Origin of the sequence: Kingella denitrificans ATCC 33394 (assembly GCF_000190695.1) — a bacterium.
Taxonomy (GTDB): domain Bacteria; phylum Pseudomonadota; class Gammaproteobacteria; order Burkholderiales; family Neisseriaceae; genus Kingella_A; species Kingella_A denitrificans.
In genome coordinates this window covers 767,166-785,566 of the sequence record NZ_GL870929.1, presented here as the reverse complement: position 1 = coordinate 785,566, position 18,401 = coordinate 767,166, and the positions used below count along the sequence as shown (strand labels likewise).

25 protein-coding genes, 1 tRNA gene and 1 pseudogene are annotated in these 18,401 nt (G+C 52.3%); 9 read left to right on the top strand and 18 right to left on the bottom strand.

What is annotated here, in order from left to right:
- Positions 1 to 2: 2 nt before the first annotated feature.
- The 3 genes from HMPREF9098_RS03930 to HMPREF9098_RS03920 all read right to left on the bottom strand — a co-directional run bounded on the left by HMPREF9098_RS03930 (position 3) and on the right by HMPREF9098_RS03920 (position 2,427).
- A complete protein-coding gene (locus HMPREF9098_RS03930; RefSeq protein ID WP_003782235.1) occupies positions 3 to 1,010 on the bottom strand; it encodes a 2Fe-2S iron-sulfur cluster-binding protein in 1,008 nt (335 codons plus the stop codon).
- Positions 1,011 to 1,119: 109 nt separating this feature from the next.
- Positions 1,120 to 2,121, bottom strand: a complete 1,002-nt coding sequence (gene lepB / locus HMPREF9098_RS03925) for a signal peptidase I (RefSeq protein ID WP_003782234.1) — start codon at positions 2,119 to 2,121, stop codon at positions 1,120 to 1,122.
- Positions 2,122 to 2,208: 87 nt separating this feature from the next.
- The gene (locus HMPREF9098_RS03920) at positions 2,209 to 2,427 is read right to left on the bottom strand and encodes a hypothetical protein (RefSeq protein WP_003782232.1); all 219 of its coding nucleotides are present in this window, start codon (positions 2,425 to 2,427) and stop codon (positions 2,209 to 2,211) included.
- A 99-nt stretch (positions 2,428 to 2,526) separates the two neighbouring features.
- On the opposite strand from HMPREF9098_RS03920, the gene HMPREF9098_RS03915 reads away from it, so the two are divergent.
- The 4 genes from HMPREF9098_RS03915 to HMPREF9098_RS03900 all read left to right on the top strand — a co-directional run bounded on the left by HMPREF9098_RS03915 (position 2,527) and on the right by HMPREF9098_RS03900 (position 6,388).
- Positions 2,527 to 3,072, top strand: a complete 546-nt coding sequence (locus HMPREF9098_RS03915) for an RNA pyrophosphohydrolase (RefSeq protein ID WP_003782231.1) — start codon at positions 2,527 to 2,529, stop codon at positions 3,070 to 3,072.
- A 336-nt stretch (positions 3,073 to 3,408) separates the two neighbouring features.
- Complete coding sequence (pnp, locus tag HMPREF9098_RS03910) at positions 3,409 to 5,526, top strand: polyribonucleotide nucleotidyltransferase (RefSeq protein ID WP_003782228.1); 2,118 nt, start codon at positions 3,409 to 3,411, stop codon at positions 5,524 to 5,526.
- Between the two features lie 92 nt (positions 5,527 to 5,618).
- Positions 5,619 to 6,263, top strand: coding sequence for an orotate phosphoribosyltransferase (pyrE, locus tag HMPREF9098_RS03905; RefSeq protein ID WP_003782225.1), 645 nt, complete (start codon positions 5,619 to 5,621; stop codon positions 6,261 to 6,263).
- 49 nt (positions 6,264 to 6,312) lie between these two features.
- A tRNA-Asn gene (locus tag HMPREF9098_RS03900) sits at positions 6,313 to 6,388 on the top strand.
- A gap of 172 nt (positions 6,389 to 6,560) precedes the next feature.
- Here the strand turns inward: HMPREF9098_RS03900 and HMPREF9098_RS12445 are convergent.
- Together HMPREF9098_RS12445 and HMPREF9098_RS12440 are read right to left on the bottom strand one after the other, a co-directional pair.
- A pseudogene (locus HMPREF9098_RS12445) lies at positions 6,561 to 7,379 on the bottom strand (tyrosine-type recombinase/integrase); the annotation flags it as partial.
- Positions 7,319 to 7,615, bottom strand: a complete 297-nt coding sequence (locus tag HMPREF9098_RS12440) for a helix-turn-helix domain-containing protein (protein WP_370889895.1) — start codon at positions 7,613 to 7,615, stop codon at positions 7,319 to 7,321. The gene HMPREF9098_RS12440 and the pseudogene HMPREF9098_RS12445, both read right to left, overlap by 61 nt.
- Here HMPREF9098_RS12440 and HMPREF9098_RS11935 point away from each other — a divergent pair.
- Positions 7,559 to 7,990 (top strand): hypothetical protein, encoded by a 432-nt coding sequence (locus HMPREF9098_RS11935; protein WP_003782223.1) that lies wholly within the window; start codon positions 7,559 to 7,561, stop codon positions 7,988 to 7,990. The two genes, HMPREF9098_RS12440 and HMPREF9098_RS11935, sit on opposite strands and share 57 nt — an antisense overlap.
- Here HMPREF9098_RS11935 and HMPREF9098_RS03880 read toward each other — a convergent pair.
- From HMPREF9098_RS03880 to HMPREF9098_RS03845, 8 genes are all read right to left on the bottom strand, one after another.
- Positions 7,967 to 8,515, bottom strand: a complete 549-nt coding sequence (locus tag HMPREF9098_RS03880; RefSeq protein ID WP_003782222.1) for a hypothetical protein — start codon at positions 8,513 to 8,515, stop codon at positions 7,967 to 7,969. The two genes, HMPREF9098_RS11935 and HMPREF9098_RS03880, sit on opposite strands and share 24 nt — an antisense overlap.
- The gene (locus HMPREF9098_RS03875) at positions 8,502 to 9,245 is read right to left on the bottom strand and encodes a P-loop NTPase family protein (protein WP_003782218.1); all 744 of its coding nucleotides are present in this window, start codon (positions 9,243 to 9,245) and stop codon (positions 8,502 to 8,504) included. The genes HMPREF9098_RS03880 and HMPREF9098_RS03875 overlap by 14 nt, the downstream gene beginning before the upstream one ends.
- Positions 9,246 to 9,424: 179 nt before the next feature.
- Positions 9,425 to 9,967: a TrbM/KikA/MpfK family conjugal transfer protein gene (locus HMPREF9098_RS03870; RefSeq protein ID WP_003782215.1), complete on the bottom strand. Its 543-nt coding sequence runs from the start codon at positions 9,965 to 9,967 to the stop codon at positions 9,425 to 9,427.
- Between the two features lie 285 nt (positions 9,968 to 10,252).
- Positions 10,253 to 11,140 (bottom strand): antA/AntB antirepressor family protein, encoded by an 888-nt coding sequence (locus HMPREF9098_RS11155; RefSeq protein WP_003782214.1) that lies wholly within the window; start codon positions 11,138 to 11,140, stop codon positions 10,253 to 10,255.
- A gap of 332 nt (positions 11,141 to 11,472) precedes the next feature.
- Positions 11,473 to 11,916: a virulence-associated protein VapD gene (locus HMPREF9098_RS03860; protein ID WP_003782213.1), complete on the bottom strand. Its 444-nt coding sequence runs from the start codon at positions 11,914 to 11,916 to the stop codon at positions 11,473 to 11,475.
- A 45-nt stretch (positions 11,917 to 11,961) separates the two neighbouring features.
- Entirely contained in the window at positions 11,962 to 12,225 is a 264-nt protein-coding gene (locus tag HMPREF9098_RS03855; protein ID WP_003782212.1) for a hypothetical protein, read from the bottom strand.
- A 256-nt stretch (positions 12,226 to 12,481) separates the two neighbouring features.
- Entirely contained in the window at positions 12,482 to 13,171 is a 690-nt protein-coding gene (locus HMPREF9098_RS03850) for a hypothetical protein (protein WP_003782210.1), read from the bottom strand.
- Positions 13,168 to 13,557, bottom strand: coding sequence for a hypothetical protein (locus HMPREF9098_RS03845; protein ID WP_040564241.1), 390 nt, complete (start codon positions 13,555 to 13,557; stop codon positions 13,168 to 13,170). The genes HMPREF9098_RS03850 and HMPREF9098_RS03845 overlap by 4 nt, the downstream gene beginning before the upstream one ends.
- 232 nt (positions 13,558 to 13,789) lie before the next feature.
- Here HMPREF9098_RS03845 and HMPREF9098_RS03840 point away from each other — a divergent pair, with 232 nt between their 5' ends.
- The 4 genes from HMPREF9098_RS03840 to HMPREF9098_RS03820 all read left to right on the top strand — a co-directional run bounded on the left by HMPREF9098_RS03840 (position 13,790) and on the right by HMPREF9098_RS03820 (position 16,023).
- On the top strand, positions 13,790 to 14,248 hold the full coding sequence (locus tag HMPREF9098_RS03840) for a hypothetical protein (protein ID WP_003782207.1): 459 nt from the start codon (positions 13,790 to 13,792) through the stop codon (positions 14,246 to 14,248).
- 713 nt (positions 14,249 to 14,961) lie between these two features.
- Positions 14,962 to 15,243 carry a type II toxin-antitoxin system RelE/ParE family toxin gene (locus HMPREF9098_RS03830; protein WP_003782203.1) on the top strand — a complete coding sequence of 94 codons (282 nt, stop codon included), beginning with the start codon at positions 14,962 to 14,964 and terminating at the stop codon, positions 15,241 to 15,243.
- Positions 15,244 to 15,255: 12 nt separating this feature from the next.
- The gene (locus HMPREF9098_RS03825) at positions 15,256 to 15,573 is read left to right on the top strand and encodes a HigA family addiction module antitoxin (RefSeq protein WP_003782201.1); all 318 of its coding nucleotides are present in this window, start codon (positions 15,256 to 15,258) and stop codon (positions 15,571 to 15,573) included.
- Positions 15,574 to 15,624: 51 nt separating this feature from the next.
- Positions 15,625 to 16,023: a type II toxin-antitoxin system HicB family antitoxin gene (locus HMPREF9098_RS03820; protein ID WP_003782200.1), complete on the top strand. Its 399-nt coding sequence runs from the start codon at positions 15,625 to 15,627 to the stop codon at positions 16,021 to 16,023.
- Positions 16,024 to 16,087: 64 nt separating this feature from the next.
- Here the strand turns inward: HMPREF9098_RS03820 and HMPREF9098_RS03815 are convergent, their stop codons facing one another.
- From HMPREF9098_RS03815 to HMPREF9098_RS03795, 5 genes are all read right to left on the bottom strand, one after another.
- Positions 16,088 to 16,402, bottom strand: a complete 315-nt coding sequence (locus HMPREF9098_RS03815; protein ID WP_003782198.1) for a helix-turn-helix domain-containing protein — start codon at positions 16,400 to 16,402, stop codon at positions 16,088 to 16,090.
- Positions 16,399 to 16,767, bottom strand: a complete 369-nt coding sequence (locus HMPREF9098_RS03810; RefSeq protein ID WP_003782197.1) for a type II toxin-antitoxin system RelE/ParE family toxin — start codon at positions 16,765 to 16,767, stop codon at positions 16,399 to 16,401. Before HMPREF9098_RS03810 ends, HMPREF9098_RS03815 begins: the two co-directional genes overlap by 4 nt.
- A 125-nt stretch (positions 16,768 to 16,892) precedes the next feature.
- The gene (locus HMPREF9098_RS03805) at positions 16,893 to 17,297 is read right to left on the bottom strand and encodes a type II TA system antitoxin MqsA family protein (protein ID WP_003782194.1); all 405 of its coding nucleotides are present in this window, start codon (positions 17,295 to 17,297) and stop codon (positions 16,893 to 16,895) included.
- A gap of 1 nt (position 17,298) precedes the next feature.
- Positions 17,299 to 17,598 (bottom strand): type II toxin-antitoxin system MqsR family toxin, encoded by a 300-nt coding sequence (locus HMPREF9098_RS03800; protein ID WP_003782192.1) that lies wholly within the window; start codon positions 17,596 to 17,598, stop codon positions 17,299 to 17,301.
- 119 nt (positions 17,599 to 17,717) lie between these two features.
- A complete protein-coding gene (locus HMPREF9098_RS03795; RefSeq protein ID WP_003782190.1) occupies positions 17,718 to 18,371 on the bottom strand; it encodes a helix-turn-helix domain-containing protein in 654 nt (217 codons plus the stop codon).
- Positions 18,372 to 18,401: the final 30 nt, after the last annotated feature.

The following is an 18,401-nucleotide window of genomic DNA, read 5'->3' as shown; positions in this document are numbered from 1 at the left end:
GCTTAAACGTGTGCGGTGAAGGCATCGCTGAAATAGGCGTTGGTCGGCAGTTTGGCTTGGGTGGTCAGCGCGGTTTTGCAATCCAAAACCATGCCGGTCGAGCCGCAAGCATAGACTTCGTAATCAGATAAATCTTTGTAATCGTTTAAAATATGTTCGGTAATGCGACCGGTGGCACCTGTCCAGCCTTCGTCCGGGTTGGACAGGACGGGCGTGTAGCGCGCGTTGGGCAGTTGTGCCAGCAGTTGTTGCAGGGCGGCTTCGTCATACAGCCCCGCTGCGGTGCGCGCGCCGTGGTAAATATGGACGCGGCGGTTGGGCTGGGTGTGCGCCAAATGCTGCAAAATGGATTTGATGGGGGCGAATCCCGTGCCGGTGGCCAATAACAGCAATGGTTTGTGCGCGCCGTCTTCGTTCAGGTAGAACGAGCCGAGCGGGCCGCGCACGCGGATAATGCTGCCTTTTTTCAGGCGGCCGTCAAACAGCTGCGGCGAAAACAGGCCGCCTTCGCGCAGGCGGACGTGAAATTCCAGCGTGCCCGATTCGTGCGGCGCATTGGCGATGGAGTAGCTGCGGCTGCCGTCTTTGAGCAGGATTTCCATATATTGGCCGGAATGGAACACGAAAGGCGGCGCTTTGGGCAGCGCGATGGTCAGCACGGCCATGTCGCCGCGGGTTTCGATGTCGGCAATGCGTGCGGGCAGGGTGCGTACGGTTAAGGCTTTATGGCCTGCATAGGACGGCATTTCGATAACCACGTCGCCGCGCGCCTGCGTGCAGCACAACAACACGGTGCCGGCCGCGATTTCTTCTTCGGTCAAAACATAATCGTCGTATTCCGCGCTCTGCACCACGTCGCCCGATACCACGGTGGCCGCACAGCTGCCGCACACGCCGCTTTGGCAGGAATGCGGCAGGTTGATGCCTTGGCGGATGGCGGCGGACAAAATGGTTTCGCTGTCTTCGGCGGCGAATTGGGTTTGGCTGGGGGATACGGTAATCTGCGACATGGTTTGCGTAGGTTTAAAATAAAATAATTTAAGTAAAATAATGTTATTCTAGCAGAAAAAGCAGCCTGCACAATGTTTTCATGAAGCGTGCAGGCTGCTTTCGGGTGGTTTAACGGATAACGGTGCCGATGCGGCCGAAGCTTTGCAGGTTCAGCCACACGATAAATGCTTTGCCGACCATGTATTTATCGTCCACAAAGCCCCAGTAGCGGCTGTCCGCGCTGTTGTCGCGGTTGTCGCCCATGGCGAAATACTGGCCTTGCGGCACGGTGCATTTGAAGCCGGATTCGCTGTATTCGCTGCAATGGGTCAGGAAGTCGGCATGGCGCTCCGCGGTCAGGTAGGGAATGTGTGCGTTTGCGCTCAATGAAGGTGCCATGCTGTTTTGCAGGATGTCGAATTGGCGGCCGTTGAATTGGGCGTGGAAACGTTGTGCTTCCAGCACTTTGTCGGGAATATTGTCGTCGTTGTAAGTATATGAGCCGTCGGGGGTGTCCTGCTCCACGATATTGCCGTTCACGGTCAAGACTTTGTCTTTGTATTCAACGGTGTCGCCGCCCACGGCCACAATGCGTTTGATGTAGTTGGTGGCAGGCTGCACGGGGTAGTTGAACACCACCACGTCGCCGCGTTCCACTTTGCCGGTGTCAATCAGCACGTTGTTCAGCACGGGTACGCGGATGCCGTAGGAAAATTTGTTCACCAGGATAAAGTCGCCCTTAATCAGGCCGGGGCGCATGGAGCTGGACGGAATCTGGAACGGCTCGGCAATGAAGGTGCGCAGCACGAACACAATGCCGATGACGGGGAAAAAGCCCGCCATATAGTCGCGGAAATGATTGTGGTCGGTTTGGTCTTTTTTCACGGTGGCCTTGCGCCAAATCCAAATCGCGCCAGAAACGACGGTGAACAGCAGCAGGACGGCGGTGAAGCTCCACGACAGGCCGGCCGCCAAAATGCCGAACACGCCAATCATCAGCAGCAGGTAGCCCCATTGCAGCGCGTTGCTCCATTCGCCGTTGTTGCCGCGTTTTTTGCTGCTGAAAACGAGCAGGGCGATACCTGCGATAAGTACGCCGATGGCGGCGTATGAAAAAATGTTCAATTCCACGTTGTTTTCCTAAATTGAATAATGGCAAAACCGAAATTAAGCGCAGCGCGGCAGGGTGCAGGCTGCTTTTGGGGTTGAAAAACGGGGTTATGGCGAGTCCGGAAAATATTCTTCGGCAAACCGGCGGCATTGTTCCGCCAATCGGACGAATTTGCCGCCGCGCTGTTGTAAAATTTGCTGCCACTGCTGTATTTCGTCAATGCTCGGGGCTTCGTCTATGCTGCATTCTTCCAGCAGGAAATGCAGTGTTTCCTGAATGTCGCCGAAGGATTCGGTCTGCATGGACTGGGTCAGTTCGGAGTTCATCAATGCACCGTCCGGACAAAAGCGCGTATTGTAGCCTACATTTGGCAGGTTAGGGGGTTTTGTGGGAAAATTGCGCGTTTTGTTTTTTGGGAGTCGGCAATGCTCGATAGGGAAGGGTATCGCCCCAATGTCGGTATTATCCTGACCAATCAGGATAACCGCGTGTTTTGGGGCAAGCGGGTGCGCGAGGACTCTTGGCAGTTTCCGCAGGGTGGCATCAAGCCGGGGGAAAGCCCCGAAACGGCGATGTACCGCGAGTTGATGGAAGAGGTGGGGTTGCTGCCGCAGCATGTGAAAATTCTGGGCAGGACACGCGACTGGCTGCGCTATGACGTGCCGAACAACTGGGTGCGCCGCGAATGGCGCGGCTCTTACCGCGGGCAAAAACAGATTTGGTTTCTGCTGCGGCTGGTGGGGCAGGACAGCGACGTGTATCTGAACGCCAGCAGCCAGCCGGAATTTGACGGCTGGCGTTGGCACGAATACTGGGCGCCGATTGACGAAGTGATTGCGTTCAAGCGGCATGTGTACGAAGGCGCGTTGACGGAATTGTCGCGGTTTCTGCGCGGCTTGGAGAGCTTGGGCGAATACCACGCGCGGTCGCTGGAAGAGCGGTTGCGGCAGCGGCGTGATTCTGCGGCGTGAACACGGCGTGTCAAAAGCAGCCTGCACTTTGAAAGAGGGTGCAGGCTGCTTTTTGAATGGGCAAAACAAAACGCTTGCCGATACGCCGCCGGATTGAAAGAGCGGCATGCAAACCATACGCTGCTGACACGTTATTAAGAATGCGGCACATACCCAAAAGCAGCCTGCACCGCCAAATTTGCATGGTGCAGGCTGCTTTTATTTGCCGAATTGTGCTAAAATAACCCGATTTTCCAACACGTCCGCCGCTCTGGAATACTACCCATGCACATTGGGCTTAGTGTGCATCAATAGTGTTTTAGGGCAGGGCGTATCTTTTCAATAAGGACTGACGATATGTTCAACAAACACATTAAAACATTCCAATACGGCGACCAGACGGTTACGCTGGAAACCGGCGAAATCGCACGCCAAGCCGCTGCCGCGGTGAAAGTATCGATGGGCGATACCGTGGTGCTGGTGGCCGTTACCGCCAATAAAGACGTGAAAGAAGGCCAAGACTTCTTCCCGCTCACCGTGGATTATCTCGAACGCACTTACGCAGCGGGCAAAATCCCCGGCGGCTTCTTCAAACGCGAAGGCAAACAAAGCGAAAAAGAAATCCTGACCAGCCGCCTGATTGACCGCCCCATCCGCCCCCTGTTCCCCGAAGGCTTCTATCACGACATCCAAATCGTGGCGATGGTGGTGTCTTGCGACCCTGAAATCGACAGCGATATTCCCGCCATGATTGGCGCGTCCGCCGCACTGGTGTTGAGCGGCGTACCTTTTGCCGGCCCCATCGGCGCGGCACGCGTGGGTTATGTGAACGATACCTATGTATTGAATCCGACCAAGCAGCAACTGCACCGCTCCAAACTGGATTTGGTAGTGGCCGGTACGGCACAGGCCGTGCTGATGGTGGAATCCGAAGCCGACATCCTGCCCGAAGACGTGATGCTGGGCGCGGTGGTGTACGGCCACGAGCAAATGCAGGCAGTGATTCAAGCCATCAACGAATTGGCCGATGAAGTCAATCCCGAAGTGTGGGACTGGAAAGCGCCTGAAACCAACGCCGAACTGGTGGCGAAAGTGAAAGACATTTCAGGCAGCCTGATTGCCGAAGCCTTCAAAATCCGCCAAAAACAAGCGCGTACCGCCAAATTAGACGAAGCATGGGCTGCTGTGGAAGCCGCGTTGATTAACGAAGAAACCGACACGCTGGCGAAAAACGAAATCAAAGGCATCTTCAAACAGTTGGAAGCCGATGTGGTCCGCAGTCAGATTTTGGCCGGCCAGCCGCGCATTGACGGCCGCGACACGCGCACCGTGCGCCCCATCAATATCCAAACCAACGTATTGCCGCGCACACACGGTTCTGCGCTGTTCACACGCGGTGAAACGCAAGCCTTGGCCGTGGCCACGCTCGGCACATCGCGCGACGAGCAAATCATCGATGCGTTGAGCGGCGAATACACCGACCGCTTCATGCTGCACTACAACTTCCCACCGTATTCCACCGGCGAAGTGGGCCGTGTCGGCGCACCGAAACGCCGTGAAATCGGCCACGGACGTTTGGCAAAACGCGCGCTGGTTGCCGTGCTGCCCAAACCCGAAGATTTCAACTACACCATGCGCGTGGTGTCCGAAATCACCGAATCCAACGGTTCGTCTTCCATGGCGAGCGTGTGCGGCGGCTGCTTGAGCCTGCTGTCTGCCGGCGTGCCTTTGAAGGCGCACGTTGCCGGTATCGCCATGGGCTTGATTTTGGAAGACAACAAATTTGCCGTATTGACCGACATCTTGGGCGACGAAGACCACTTGGGCGATATGGACTTTAAAGTGGCGGGCACGACCGACGGCGTTACCGCGCTGCAAATGGACATCAAAATCCAAGGCATCACCAAAGAAATCATGCAGATTGCGCTGGCGCAGGCCAAAGAAGCGCGCCTGCACATCCTGGGTCAGATGCAGGCTGCCGTGTCCGGTCCGCAGGAATTGTCGCAACACGCGCCGCGTCTGTACACCATGAAAATCAATCCGGACAAAATCCGCGAAGTGATTGGCAAAGGCGGCGAAACCATCCGTTCGATTACCGCCGAAACCAACACCGAAATCAATATTGCCGAAGACGGCACGATTACGATTGCGGCCACCACCGCCGAAGCGGGCGAAGCGGCCAAAGCGCGTATCGAAACGATTACGGCGGAAGTGGAAGTGGGCAAGGTGTATGAAGGTACAGTGGTGAAACTGCTGGACAACAACGTCGGCGCCATCGTGACCATCATGCCGGGCAAAGACGGCTTGGTGCACATCAGCCAAATTACGCACGAGCGCGTGAAAAACGTGAGCGATTATCTGCAAGTGGGCCAAACCGTTCAGGTGAAAGCCTTGGAAGTGGATGAACGCGGCCGTGTCCGCCTGTCGATGAAGGCATTGACAGAAGCACCTGCGGCCGCACCTGCTGCCGAATAATCCCAACCCGAAAGCAGCCTGCACTTTGTTTCCGACGGCACAAAAGTGCAGGCTGCTTTTTATTGTGCCACCTTATCCAGAAAGGGAAACCCATGTCGTTTCGCCAAGAATTTCTGCAATTCGCCTTGCAGCAAAACGTATTGAAATTCGGAGAATTCACCACCAAAGCAGGGCGGCAGTCGCCTTATTTCTTCAATGCCGGCCTGTTCAACGACGGCTTGTCCACGCTCAAACTGGCACGTTTTTACGCACAAGCCATCATCGACAGCAAAGTCGAATTCGACATGCTGTTCGGCCCGGCCTATAAAGGCATTATCCTGGCAGCGGCAACGGCCATGATGCTGGCGGAAAAAGGCATTAACGTGCCGTTTGCCTATAACCGCAAAGAAGCCAAAGACCACGGCGAAGGCGGTGTGTTGGTGGGTGCGCCGCTCAAAGGGCGCGTGCTAATTATCGACGATGTGATTTCCGCCGGTACTTCGGTGCGCGAATCGGTGCGGCTGATTCAAAACGAAGGCGCAACACCCGCCGCCGTCGCCATTGCGCTGGACCGCATGGAAAAAGGCACGGGCGAACTCTCGGCGGTGCAGGAAGTGGAACATCAATACGGCTTGCCGGTGGTGGCGATTGCCAATTTGCTGGATTTGTTTACTTTGTTGGCAGAAAACCAATCGGCAGAACTGGCGCGGTTTGTCGAGCCGATGAACGCTTATCGCGCACGTTACGGCGTGGCATAACAAATACCGATTGACAAATCTTTGCCGTGCTGTATAATGCACCACTTATTCCCTGATAGCTCAGTCGGTAGAGCGACGGACTGTTAATCCGCAGGTCGCTGGTTCGAGCCCAGCTCGGGGAGCCACATTTATGCCGTCTAAACAACCGTTTAGGCGGCTTTCTTTTATGGAGTTTTTACTCTCTTCTTTCGGTTGTGTCCAAATTGTGTCCAAAATATCCGCATGTTCCAGCAGATGCTCGGACGACAGGTGGGCATAGCGCTCTACCATCTTGGCGTTTTCCCAACCGCCCATTTCCTTCAACACCGCTATCGGCACGCCGCGCTGGATAAGCCAGCTCGCCCAAGTATGGCGTAGGTCATGCCACCGGAAATTTTCGATGCCCGCCTCTTTCAGGCAGTTTTTCCATATCCGGCTGCTGATACTGTGCAACCTTTTTCCGTTGGCTTGGGCAAACACATACACAGAATTTCGCGGCCGGCCGGACAAAACATTGAGTGCCGTTTGGTTGAGCGGTACGGCGATTGCCTGACCGCCTTTGGCCTGGTCGGCGTTTATCCATGCGGTCCGGCGGATCAAATTCACCTGCTCCCATTTCAAATCCAGTGCATTGCGCTGGCGCAGCCCCGTGGCCAATGAGAAGGCCGCCAAATCGTGCAATAGCGGATAGGCAGCCAATACATCCAGCAGTTTTTGCGCTTCTTCCGGTTTGAGCCAGCGGATACGCTTTTTCGGCTCGCGGTAGAGGGTCAGCTTCGGCGCGCTGTCCAACCATTCCCATTCCCGCACCGCCTTGTTCAAAATAGCGCGGATAAGGGCAAGGTAACGGTTCTTGGTGCTGTCGTTACACGGCAGTCCGGCCACGGTCTGCATAATGAAACGCCTGTCCAGTTCGTTCAGGCGTTTGCCTCGGAATTTGGCCAGCTGCCGTAGGCGGCCGATGTCGGAGCGGATGCTCTTTTTGGCGGATTTCTCGTGCAGCCATTTGACGGCAGCTTCATCCCACAGCCGTTCCGGCTTTTTACCCAGCCTTTCCTGCTGCCATAACTCGTGTTTTAATTGGTTGAGTAGGATTTCGGCTTTTTGGCGGTCTTGGGTGCCAGTAGAGCGTCTAATTCTGCCGCTGCCTGCCGTCCGGATGTCAATATACCAAGTACCGTTCCGGAGGTAGAGTCCCTCCCTCCGTCTGCTTGGTTTTTTACTGTTTTGTTTGGGCATAATGTACTCCTGTTCAAGGGAGATGCCTGCACGCCCTTATTTTCACTGTCGGACAAAAGTCCGTCAAGCGTGCTGCGGTGGATAACGAAACGCCGCCCGATTTTGGCGGCGGTAATTTTGCCTTGACGTATCATTTCCCGCACCGTTTCGGGGTGCAGTTTGAGATAGGCGGCGGCTTCGGGGACGGTGTAGGTTTCCATTTTTTCCCTTCCCTACCTTTGCACCGTTTCAAATACCGTAAACGGTGCGTGTTCTATCAAAAGTTCCAGCCGCCGGATGATTTCGTGCCGTCTGGCTTTGGCTTCGAGCAAAAGGTAGTGCTGCGGCGAGACGAAGAAATACAGGCAGCAATACCTGCTTGTATCCGTTACCAGCGGAAACATCCTGAAATGAGGATACTGCCGCTGTACATTGGGGACGAAGTTGGGATTGACTTTGACGGTGGTAATGATGGTTTTTTTGTCAGCAAACATTGGAATGCCACCTTATTTGAACAGTACGGCAAATAGGGTCAAAAGGACGACCTGCACTACTAAAAATACACACCCGAAAAGCAGTAGGGATTTTTTCAAGTTACTGATAAACATTTGCTGCTCGTTTTGGTTTTGATTTCTAATTTTGACCGCAACCGAGCCTAATAGTTTGTTTTCCATACTTTCCAAATAATCGCTGTTCGCTTTGAGTACGGTATTCACAATCTGCTGCTGTTGTTTGGCCAGGTTTTCGGCGGCTTGGCACACTTCCTGCGCCTGCATTTTGAAGTCGGCAAGAAAGATTTCCTGCTGCTCGTCCTGCCTGCGCGTGAGTTCGGCGGTGTAGGCCTGCATATCGCGTTTTTGGATAACGAGCACGGCCATAATCGGATCGTCCGCGCTGACTTTGACGCCGGTTACGGCAAACACTTCCGTCTGCAACTGCGCCAGCTCGCTTTCTGGCTGCCATGCGGCAATGCTGTTTGCACTATCACCGGCATTGCCGCCGAAAGTTTGCAGGCTGCTTTTACGGTTGGGATAAACCATATTAAGCTTCATCATCTTGATCTAAATCCAGCTTGTCCAATTGGGCAAACAGTTCGTCTTTCACCCGTTTCAGACGCGAGCGCGGGGCCAGTTTGAACAGTTCGGGAGAATTGTTTGCTTCGTTGAAGGTAAGGTTGTTTTCCGTCATCAGGAAAATATCCTTGCCGAAGGTGTCGGGATTGCGGTTGGGCAGGTGGACGATACCGAGGATGCGGTGTTTGTTCTGCGTATAGATTTTGAAATCGGTAAAATCCTTGCCGCCTTCCTGCACCGCGCCTTTGAAATCGTTCAGCCATACCACGACATCGGCATCCACATTTTTGAGCGTCTGCGACAGACCTGCCAAACAATCGCCCAACGCCTGACCGCCGTTCATGGGAACGTGCATCACCACGCGCACGCCGTTGTCTTTAAGCAGTTCGGCGATATTGCCCTCATTCATGTAGGCAATCAGCGGCACAAACGTGGCCGCGCCGTTGTCAATCACGCCGATGCCGTCCAGTTCCACCAAAGACTCGATCATTTCGTCAAACGGGCGCGTATCGATCGTATTGTGCTCGGTCAGGATTTTTACGGTTTCCACGTTCAGAGCCTTCCAACGGCTGAATGTAGGATTGACCGCATCGGTATCGAAACAGTGCAGCGGCAAGGGACTGCGTTCCTGCAAATATTGCGCCAAAATAGATGCGCACAGCGATTTGCCCACACCGCCCTTACCCTGAACGACAAAATGTACTTCTTTCATATCAAAAACCTCTCTGTATCAAAATGTTTATTCACACGAGAAAAACCACTTTGGATCCGGAAATGGTTTTTACGCTGGGAACAAAAAAGCCGTATCCGATATGCCCATCAGATACGGCAAAGCTTATGGCGGGATAACCATAAGGGAGTAAATGGTCATTATATGAGGTAGGTGGAACTTTATTGTTTCACATCCACCCATTTGCCCCCCTGTTTGGGATCACCCTGATAGCGCACCGTATCGCCGGAACGCGACATCTCATTGCCATGGTAGTCATTGCAATAGGACGGTTTTTGATTCAGGATGACGCGCCGTTGGACGTCTTCGCAAACCTCGCGCTCTTTGTTGCGCATCATTGTGCCGGGAGCCTTATGGCATTGGCGCACGGTAATCGTACGCTTCATTACACGGTTCAGTTCCCTGGCGTCGCAACGGCCCGCCCCGTTGGCAATCGCACGTTTCAGTTCGGGCATACCCGCGCTGTTGGTCGGGCAAAGGTTCAAAAAGTCCAACCGGCCGCGAATCGTGTCGCTCAAATATTCATGGCTGATCGAGAAATAACGGTTGAGTGACGGTGTGCATTCACCCGGTCGCGTACCGCTAGACAAGCATAAAATCGCTTCACAGGCGAGTTTGGCGTCGCCGCTCAATCCGCCTTCCGCTGCGGCAATGGTCGGTGCCAGCAGTGAGGCGGCCAGCAAAGTCAGTATTTTGGTCTTCATGGAAAAACTCCTTATTGGTGGAAAAATGGAAACACGGGGGGAAATCTTTAAACCGCGCGTAGCGGCAAAAAAGCAGCCTGCACGTTGAAGGTTTGATGTGCAGGCTGCCTGAAAAGAAAGGGTATCCTTCTGCATTTCACAATGTTTCCGGCTTTCCACGGCCGCCACAATGGTTGGGTTTCCACCACCCTGCCGCTGTGCAGGGATACCCTGTAAGGCAAAACCCCGCTTCACAATGAAACGGGGTTTAAAAAAATCAAAGTAAAATCAAAACCAATTCAAAACTCACACCGCCGCCATCAGCTCGCGCAGGCGGTTTTCGTAACACGCCCTGCGGCAGGGTTCGCTTTCTTCCCACGCCCGCCAGCGCAGTTCGTCATCGGGCAGCGGGGCGGCTTGGGCAAGATAGCGTTCCAAATCCGCGCTGCGCTCCAAATCCGATGCAAACGGAAAAACCACACCGCCCGTGTGCGTCAGCACCGCCGCCAGCGCGTAACGCGCCAGTTTGGAGAAGAAGCCTTCCACAAAGCCCATGCCCTGCTTTTCCGTATGCTGCGCATAGGCACTCATCAGGCGCGGCGCATAGTAGAGCGCGTAATAGGCTTCTTCCGCATTGTTGTGTGCCAGCTCCGCCACTTCGCCGAACCATTCCTGCCCGACCGCGTAGGCATCGTACCAGTCGTACATGCCGTTTTCGTCCAAGGGCGGCTGCCAGTTGATTAAATCGCCGTTGGGTTTGCGCCGTGTAAACGACAGGTCGTCCCGGCTGCGGATGCGCCGCCTGATTTTGGCGGGCAGGCGCGGGGTTTGGCGTTTTTCAGGCAGCCTTTGCGCTTCGTGCAGTTTTTTCTCGCATTCGATGAAGTAGCGGCGGGCGGCTTTGCCCTGTTCGTTGCGTTCGACCATGGCGAGTTCTTTGGCCATGTCTAGGGTGAGGTGGTATTCGGTTACGGCTTTTCGGTTGCCGCCGCGCCCGTTTTTGGTTACTAAATTTTTAGTAACCAAAAAATCCTGATTTTCTACGAAACCGTATTCTTCAATGCGGTTTTTAATCCAGTCATTAAAACGGCTGGATACTTGCAGAAATTCGTGCAGTTTGCGCGCATCGCATAATAAGGTTTCCGAATCGGAAAGGCTGCCTGAAAAGACGGGGATAAGGTTTTGATTGTTCATTGCTGAACTCCTAGATGTTTAGTTAGTGATTGCCCACGTTTTTGGGTGGGCGGGCTTCAACTACCGCATCTAGACGGCGGAACGTATTCCCCTTGCGGGTATTGTATTAGGCTCTCTCGACCCGCCATAGAGACTATGGCTGCCTGAAAGGCAGGCGTAAAAAAGCCGCAACTGACGGGTGCGATGTGAACCGCTAGATGATTTAGTAGTGCGGCCATCATGCCTGCGTTGCGGCGGTTTGTCAATAAGGAAACCCGCCTGCCGGTGGGGAAGCGGGTTTGGTGGTATCCGTGAAATTGGATTATTGTCCTGCATTGCAGGGGGCTGCCGATTTATAACAGGTTGTTGCCGGGCTGATTATGCTCTAATTCGAATTTTTGTTTTTCAATAACTTGTTTGATTTGCTCGTCAGACAATCCCGCTTCAACCAAGGACAGGCGCAATTGTTCGATACGTTGGAGAAAGGCCTGTTTGGCTTGGTAAACCCCGTCGGCGATAAATTGGGCGTTCAAATCGCTTTCAAGCCGGTAAAACCTGATGTTTGAAATGCAGGAATAGAACCAGTCAAACCGGGCGGTCAATTCTTGGATGGCAATCGTTCCATGCGCTTCGCTGATTCCTTCACGTCCAAGGTAAACGCTGCCCTGTATATTCTCAAACCCGTGTTTGTGAAAGATGTTTCTAATATCTCCGTAAGCGTTGGTATAGCTGTTCCCGTGATAATTGTCTTTCAGGCAGTTGGTATCCATGTCAAAGGTAATCAGGTAACGGCTCATGTTGTTTCTTTCTGATGATTGCGGGATAACGCTCGATATATTGCCTTATTTCTTGACGGGTGGCAAGGCAGCCTGCAACCCGTACTTCCGCCGCGCATAGGCGGTTGCAGGCTGCTTGGCGAGCCGCACGGTGAAGTAGCCCGTACCGCCGTCTTCCAGCACCACCAAACCGCGCCTTTTAGCGGCAGCGGCACAACGCCGTTTGGCTTTGTCTTCATGTGCGAAATGCGATACCGTGACAAACGGGCGGTAGGCCAATACCGCGAGCAGCCGCTCTTCATCCCAGCGGCGGGTGTAACGATGTGCCATAGGATACTCCGTTAGATATTGTCCACAGTTTTTGTGGACAAGGGTTGGAAAAAGGCGGCAAGGCCGTGAATTTGAAACGGATTTGCCACCGCATAAAATTAGGGCAGCCTGAAAACATAGTTCTGTTTGCAGGCTGCCTTTGCCATGGGGCGGGTATCCCGCCGTGCGTGTTAAGATTGGGTTTCCTAATCCGACAATCCGCACACCCGAAGGAGATACCCATGGAAAATAAAAAACTGAAAGAACATGACCTGAACTATTCCAGCCACCAAAGGAAAAATATCGGAACAGAAACGGCAGCCAACTTCTGGAGGTCAAACTGCCTACCGAGAGCCGCATCAGCCAGCACGAACAAAATCCCAAACAAGGCGGGCGCACGGAACAGACGGATAAATTTCGTGCCGTCGGCAAAATAGCTGTCTAATGCGGTTATCCAATGCTTCCGTTCCTCTGTCTGTATTTCGGTTTCCAGTTCGGCCTGCCAAACCATTGCGTGCGGAAAGCACTCCGCCAGCTCGCGTTCGCTGTGCAGGCTGTACCGCACCTTCGGCAGGCGGAACGTGTTGCCCAAACTGTCCGTCAGTTCCAGCACGTTGTCCCGACCCAGCGAAATCCGGCGAACCTTATCGGCCGGACGGTAAAACGAAGCTATGCTGCTGTAAAGGCTGCTTTCAAACCGAAAACCCCGTTGTCCGAAGTAAAACCGTTCCGGATTGCTTGCTGGCAAAAAGGGAATAAAACCGAACCATATAAACATCGTACATAGTCCGCATATTATGGCGTACACCACTACCGGCATGTTGTTATACAGATTGGAAGGTATCAAAACCGTTATCAGGCCTGTGCTGAACAATGCGGAAATAACTAAGGCTGCCAGCATGAATAAACCGTCAGAGGCATCTGCCGTTTCCAAACGGTATTCGTATAAATCGGATGAATCAGTCATAGCGGTTTATCTTCAAATATTAAATTATCAATACCGGAATCCAATTCCCTAATCTGCCGCACCAGCCCGGGAAAGCCGAAACGCTCCGCCAACCTGGGCTGCAATACTATGAACCGTTCGATACAGCGCAGCGTACATGCACTGTCGTTGCGGTCATCCGCATGGACGGGCAGATTGTGCATCGCTTCCGACAACTGCCCGATGGCCGTCATATTTTCGCGCAATCGGTCATCGGTAAAATTGTCCAAAACCGGATTGAGGTTTTCGTGATACAGCGAAGACCGTCCCGCACTCAAATAGCGGATGGCGGTAAACGCTTCTTTCGCCATCAGGCCGTATAGCTGCAAAAGCCGCTGCTCTTCCGACAGGGCAAAACGATTATTCATAAAAACTCCCAAAAAAAACCACACAAAGAAACCTGCTCTACTATTCAGAAACAACAAAAGCAAAACAGGCTTGATTTTGTAGATTTGCACTTTCAGGCTGCCTGATATATTTCGGCAGCCTGAAAACAGAACTATGTTTGCAGGCTGCCTTTGCCATGGGGCGGGTATCCCGCCGTGCGTGTTAAGATTGGGTTTCTCAATCCGACAATCCGCACACCCAAAGGAGATACCCATGGAAATCATTATTTCATTTTTTGGCCTCATTATTGCCATTGCCGCAGTTATCCTGACTGTAATCCAATCAAGAAATGCTATCCGCCCCAGTCTTAAAATCACCAAAGTGCAAAACAACGGGGGCAATACCGTTATCGAAATCGAACTTGGCCGGATGCCGTTTTGCTACCGCATCCGCAGCGTATCCACACTGGGCTGGATGCCGCCGAAAATATTGGCTTACGGGGTGGGATGCTATGACCCCAATACACCGCAACACCCGGTTCCGAGCAGAAAAGTCAAACCTGCCTATTGGATTAATGCGGACTTAGCCGCATCGGCATCATGCCGGTTTTGGTTTGTCATCGCACCGTCGAAACAGCATATTTGGTTGAGAATCACCTTTTTCAGCATATCTTTCCCTTGGCGTTCAAGCTATGAAATACCGGCATTCAACCAAGACAGCACTATCGTCTGAACACCGCAGACAAAACAAAAAAACAGGCGCAAACCAGCCAGTCGGCCAAAGCCGCGACCATCCGCAAAAACGCAAAAAACAGAAAAGACAACAATTTGCTTCCTCTCCAAAAAACCCACACAAAGAAACCTGCTCCACCCTTCAAAAAAACAACAAAAGCAAAACAGGCTTGATTTTGTAGATTTGCACTTTCAGGCTGCCGATGTATTACGGCAGCCTGAAAACGCGGAAAACCGTCCGAAGACGGCACGCAGGCTGTGTTGTGCCAAAGACGCAACAGGGAAACTGCGCTGGGGGCTTGTCCGCAGATTATCGCCCCCGCATCGGGGATACGCCCCGATTGAAAAGATACGTCCGGCTGCCGCCTGTCCACGGACGCGAACGCGCTACCCGTATGCACGGCATTGTGTTTCGGCAGGCCGGATACTGCCTGCAACCATTGATACGCCTTCACCGAAGCGGCTTTGCTTCGGGCGGTTGCTGCGTGGGCCAAGTTGTTAAAGAGCGGTGTTGCTTAACTGGGTTTAATTTTAAGCAAACTTAAATAAATTATCAAGATATATTTTAGTTATCTTAAATTTAAGTGATAAGAAAATGAATTTAAATATATTTAATTTTGTAGAATAACCACACAAAAACAGCCTGCACCCCAAAATTCAAGGTGCAGGCTGCTTTGTCTTGACTATAATAACGGATTCCGTTATTATGAGGACATGATTACCGATTTCTATTGCAAAGACACGCAAGCCTTGTGGGAAGGAAAGCGCGTAAAGCGTTTTGCCAATATCGAACGGGTGGCATTAAGGAAATTGCAGCAAATCCATGCCGCCGCCGATTTAAACTTCCTGCGCATCCCGCCGGCAAACCGTTTGGAAGCACTCAAAGGCGACCGCGAAGGGCAGTACAGCATCTGCGTTAATGACCAGTGGCGTATCTGCTTTATTTGGGAAAACGGACACGCAAGCCGCGTGGAAATTGTCGATTATCACGACTAAAAGGACAAAGCCATGAACAAAAGAGAAATCCCCCTTATCCACCCCGGCGAAATCCTGCTAGAAGACTGGCTCAAACCGTTGGGCATCAGCCAGTATGCGCTGGCCAAAGCCATAGACGTTCCGCCGCGCCGCATCAATGAAATCATCCTCGGCAAACGTGGCATTTCTGCCGATACCGCCTTGCGGTTGGGTGCGTTTTTCAATACGGACGCGCAAAGCTGGCTCAACCTGCAAAGCCATTATGACGCGGAAACCGCACGCATTGCCCTAGCCCCCACGCTGGCGCATATCGTGCCGTTCCGTGCCGCCGGTACGGCTGCTTCCGTTTAAACGTATGTGGACGTGATATGTCCCACAATACAAGCAGCAGGCAGGCTTACTATGAATTTACCCATCATCATCCATAAAAACGAAAATACGGGCTACGGCGTAACCGTACCCGATTTGGCAGGCTGCTTTTCCTATGGCGATACGCTGGACGAAGCCATCGCCAATGCCCATGAAGCGGCGTTATTCCATATTGACGGCATGATTGCGGATAAAGGCTTCCAACCCATCACGCCAAGCAGCCTTGCCCAAATCCAAAAAGACAATCCCACCGCCATTTTGGCCGTCATCAGCTTGGACGAAGCCCAATTTACCAAACAAGTCCGTTTCAATGTCAGTTGGAACGAATACCTGCTCAACCGTGTGGACGAATATGTTGCCGCCCACCACGATACCCGGAGCGGCTTTCTTGCCAAAGCAGCGATTGCCGCGCTGGAACGCCCGAATCCATAACCGTAAAAAAGGCAGCCTGAAAACCGATTTTTTGGTTTTCAGGCTGCCTTTGTTGTCGTACTACTTATCCGGCAATTGCCCCAATGCCCTTGTTTTTCACTATCGTTAGCAGCTTCAATGCCGTGCCGCTCGGTTTTTTCACGCCGCGTTCCCAGTCGGAAACCTGGTTTTTGCTGATGTTCAGATGAATGGCAAAGGCCGCCTGCGTCAAATCCTCCTTCTCGCGGATGGCGCGGATTTGCTCGCCGCTGAGCGGCTCCACCTTGGTCAGGCAGGCTTTGTCATATTTCCGCATTTGGCGGTCGTCGATTGCACCGACACGGTGCAGGCTGCTTGCAATATCGTGGGCAGTTGCCAATAAATCGCTTTCGTATTTCATTTGATTAACTCCGTATATTCGTTTTGTGCCAGTAATTCTGCCAAAATTTCATCGTCCAAGTGCAGCAGTTGCGCTGCCAAATCGCGATACACCGCCAGCTCTTTACCGCTGATATTACTGCGCTCGTTTTTGGCAAAGGCATACACAAAAAATGCCCTACTTTCATGCTTGAACAAAATAATGCTGCGGAAACCGCCGCTTTTTCCCTGTCCTTGCCGTGCGATCCGCTGCTTAATCACGCCTCCGCCCAAGTCGGCATCTATCAATCCGCGCTCGGCACGGAGAACTGCATCCAGCAAGTCTTCATCGTCAATGTGCTGCCTATCGGCAAATTTGGCAAAATTCCGATACTTGAAAATCCGCATATCCGTCCTTTAAAATCATGCTTGGCATGATAGCACAAACAAACCGGAAATGCAAAAAGCAGCCTGCACATCCAAATTCGGCGTGCAGGCAGGCTGATTTGAACAATGCGGCCACATAGCCCAAATCAGCCTGCCTGCCTTATCCTTTGCAGCAAAGCAGGATTTTCATCCAACAAAGCAAACAGGATAGACAGGGATTTTGGCGGCTCGACCTTCCCGCTCTCATAACGTGAAAAAGCATTCACGCCGCCGCCGAACAAATCCCCCGCTTCGCGCTGGGTCAGGTTCAGTTTGGCACGGACGCTGCGGATGAAATTGGGGTCGGCTTGCCGCTCGTTTACCTGTTTGATAAACGCACCCATTAAATCCATTGTCCGCTTGCCCTCCGCAGGTCCGGTCAGATGGTCTCCGCAGGCATCGCAATAATCCGCTTCCACATGGGGCAGGACGGTTGTTTGCCCCTTATAGGTATAAGGGACATCGCGCACATCGTGCACCAACTCGGCTGCGCCGCACACAGGACATTTCATTTTATCGCTCCTTAAATGAAACAATTAACACATCATCAATCACAGTCAACTTGATATATAAACCGCCGTAAGGCTCAACGTTCGGGCGGTATACATCCTGCCAAACGGTATGATCGGCATGGGTCGTCATGCTTTTGTAGAAATCCGAACGGTTCAAGTTATTTACGATTTCCACCATCGCGGCATAATCAATTCCCGCTTCTTGTGCGGTACGCCTTGCAGAAAACGTTGCCGCAACGCGTCCTTCCGCAATCAATGCTTTCACGATTTCCAATTTGCAATGCGGCGTACGCTTTTCCACGACAAATCCAATATAACCAATCAGGTTTAATTATAACCTTAATGGTTATAACTGGCAAGCAAATTTTACAAAAAAGCAGCCTGCACTTCCGAATTTGGTGTGTAGGCTGCTTTTCCTATCTACCTCTTACGCCGATAAATCCGATGCTCTACCAACGTCCCTACAATCTGAATGTTATACTGGTTGGATGACAACGGCGCATAATCATCATTCAACGGCACAAGGGAAAACGAACCGCTGTTTTCCGCAGCCAACTCATTGGCTTTGAACTTTCTGAAAAAGAAGCGGTTATCAATTTTGGCAACCACAAACTCACCTGGGGCAGGTGCAAGGTTTAGGTCAAAAACAACCATGTCATCCGGCATAAAGTCAGGTTTCATTGAATCATCGGTCACACGAAGGGCGATTACCCGCCCCATATATTTGATTTCAGACATAATGTACTCGTCCTTATCGGAGTTGATAATCCGAGTATCATTGCTGTTTTCTAGAATTTCTTTTAAATAATCGTAGCTTACAACGGGAATTTTGGAAATATCCAATAGTTCGTGTTGCGTAACGTTCCCACTCCCTCCGCGCAAGAGCCATGCAAAATCACAATTGAATACCAAAGACAAATCATATAGATTATCCGCATTTGGTTTCGTCAAATCTGCTTCCCATTGTGAAATTGCGGCGTGGGAAACTCCTTGAATTTTCTTGGCTAAATCATTCTGCGTCAGATGTCGCTCCTTCCGCATCTGCTTAATTCGTTGCCCTATCGTCTCGTTCACAACCGCAGCCTAATAATTGATTAATAACTC

Bases quoted from the DNA above. Each gene is read 5' to 3' on its own strand.
- HMPREF9098_RS03880 (WP_003782222.1), bottom strand. From the start codon at position 8,515: ATGATGAAGCTTAATATGGTTTATCCCAACCGTAAAAGCAGCCTGCAA.
- HMPREF9098_RS03860 (WP_003782213.1), bottom strand. From the start codon at position 11,916: ATGAGCCGTTACCTGATTACCTTTGACATGGATACCAACTGCCTGAAA.
- HMPREF9098_RS03915 (WP_003782231.1), top strand. From the start codon at position 2,527: ATGCTCGATAGGGAAGGGTATCGCCCCAATGTCGGTATTATCCTGACC.
- HMPREF9098_RS03845 (WP_040564241.1), bottom strand. From the start codon at position 13,557: ATGAATAATCGTTTTGCCCTGTCGGAAGAGCAGCGGCTTTTGCAGCTA.
- HMPREF9098_RS03850 (WP_003782210.1), bottom strand. From the start codon at position 13,171: ATGACTGATTCATCCGATTTATACGAATACCGTTTGGAAACGGCAGAT.
- HMPREF9098_RS03870 (WP_003782215.1), bottom strand. From the start codon at position 9,967: ATGAAGACCAAAATACTGACTTTGCTGGCCGCCTCACTGCTGGCACCG.
- HMPREF9098_RS11155 (WP_003782214.1), bottom strand. From the start codon at position 11,140: ATGAACAATCAAAACCTTATCCCCGTCTTTTCAGGCAGCCTTTCCGAT.
- HMPREF9098_RS03930 (WP_003782235.1), bottom strand. From the start codon at position 1,010: ATGTCGCAGATTACCGTATCCCCCAGCCAAACCCAATTCGCCGCCGAA.
- HMPREF9098_RS03855 (WP_003782212.1), bottom strand. From the start codon at position 12,225: ATGGCACATCGTTACACCCGCCGCTGGGATGAAGAGCGGCTGCTCGCG.
- HMPREF9098_RS03825 (WP_003782201.1), top strand. From the start codon at position 15,256: ATGAACAAAAGAGAAATCCCCCTTATCCACCCCGGCGAAATCCTGCTA.
- HMPREF9098_RS03805 (WP_003782194.1), bottom strand. From the start codon at position 17,297: ATGAAATGTCCTGTGTGCGGCGCAGCCGAGTTGGTGCACGATGTGCGC.
- HMPREF9098_RS12440 (WP_370889895.1), bottom strand. From the start codon at position 7,615: ATGATACGTCAAGGCAAAATTACCGCCGCCAAAATCGGGCGGCGTTTC.
- HMPREF9098_RS03830 (WP_003782203.1), top strand. From the start codon at position 14,962: ATGATTACCGATTTCTATTGCAAAGACACGCAAGCCTTGTGGGAAGGA.
- pnp (WP_003782228.1), top strand. From the start codon at position 3,409: ATGTTCAACAAACACATTAAAACATTCCAATACGGCGACCAGACGGTT.
- HMPREF9098_RS03810 (WP_003782197.1), bottom strand. From the start codon at position 16,767: ATGCGGATTTTCAAGTATCGGAATTTTGCCAAATTTGCCGATAGGCAG.
- HMPREF9098_RS03840 (WP_003782207.1), top strand. From the start codon at position 13,790: ATGGAAATCATTATTTCATTTTTTGGCCTCATTATTGCCATTGCCGCA.
- HMPREF9098_RS03875 (WP_003782218.1), bottom strand. From the start codon at position 9,245: ATGAAAGAAGTACATTTTGTCGTTCAGGGTAAGGGCGGTGTGGGCAAA.
- HMPREF9098_RS03920 (WP_003782232.1), bottom strand. From the start codon at position 2,427: ATGAACTCCGAACTGACCCAGTCCATGCAGACCGAATCCTTCGGCGAC.
- HMPREF9098_RS03820 (WP_003782200.1), top strand. From the start codon at position 15,625: ATGAATTTACCCATCATCATCCATAAAAACGAAAATACGGGCTACGGC.
- pyrE (WP_003782225.1), top strand. From the start codon at position 5,619: ATGTCGTTTCGCCAAGAATTTCTGCAATTCGCCTTGCAGCAAAACGTA.
- HMPREF9098_RS03815 (WP_003782198.1), bottom strand. From the start codon at position 16,402: ATGAAATACGAAAGCGATTTATTGGCAACTGCCCACGATATTGCAAGC.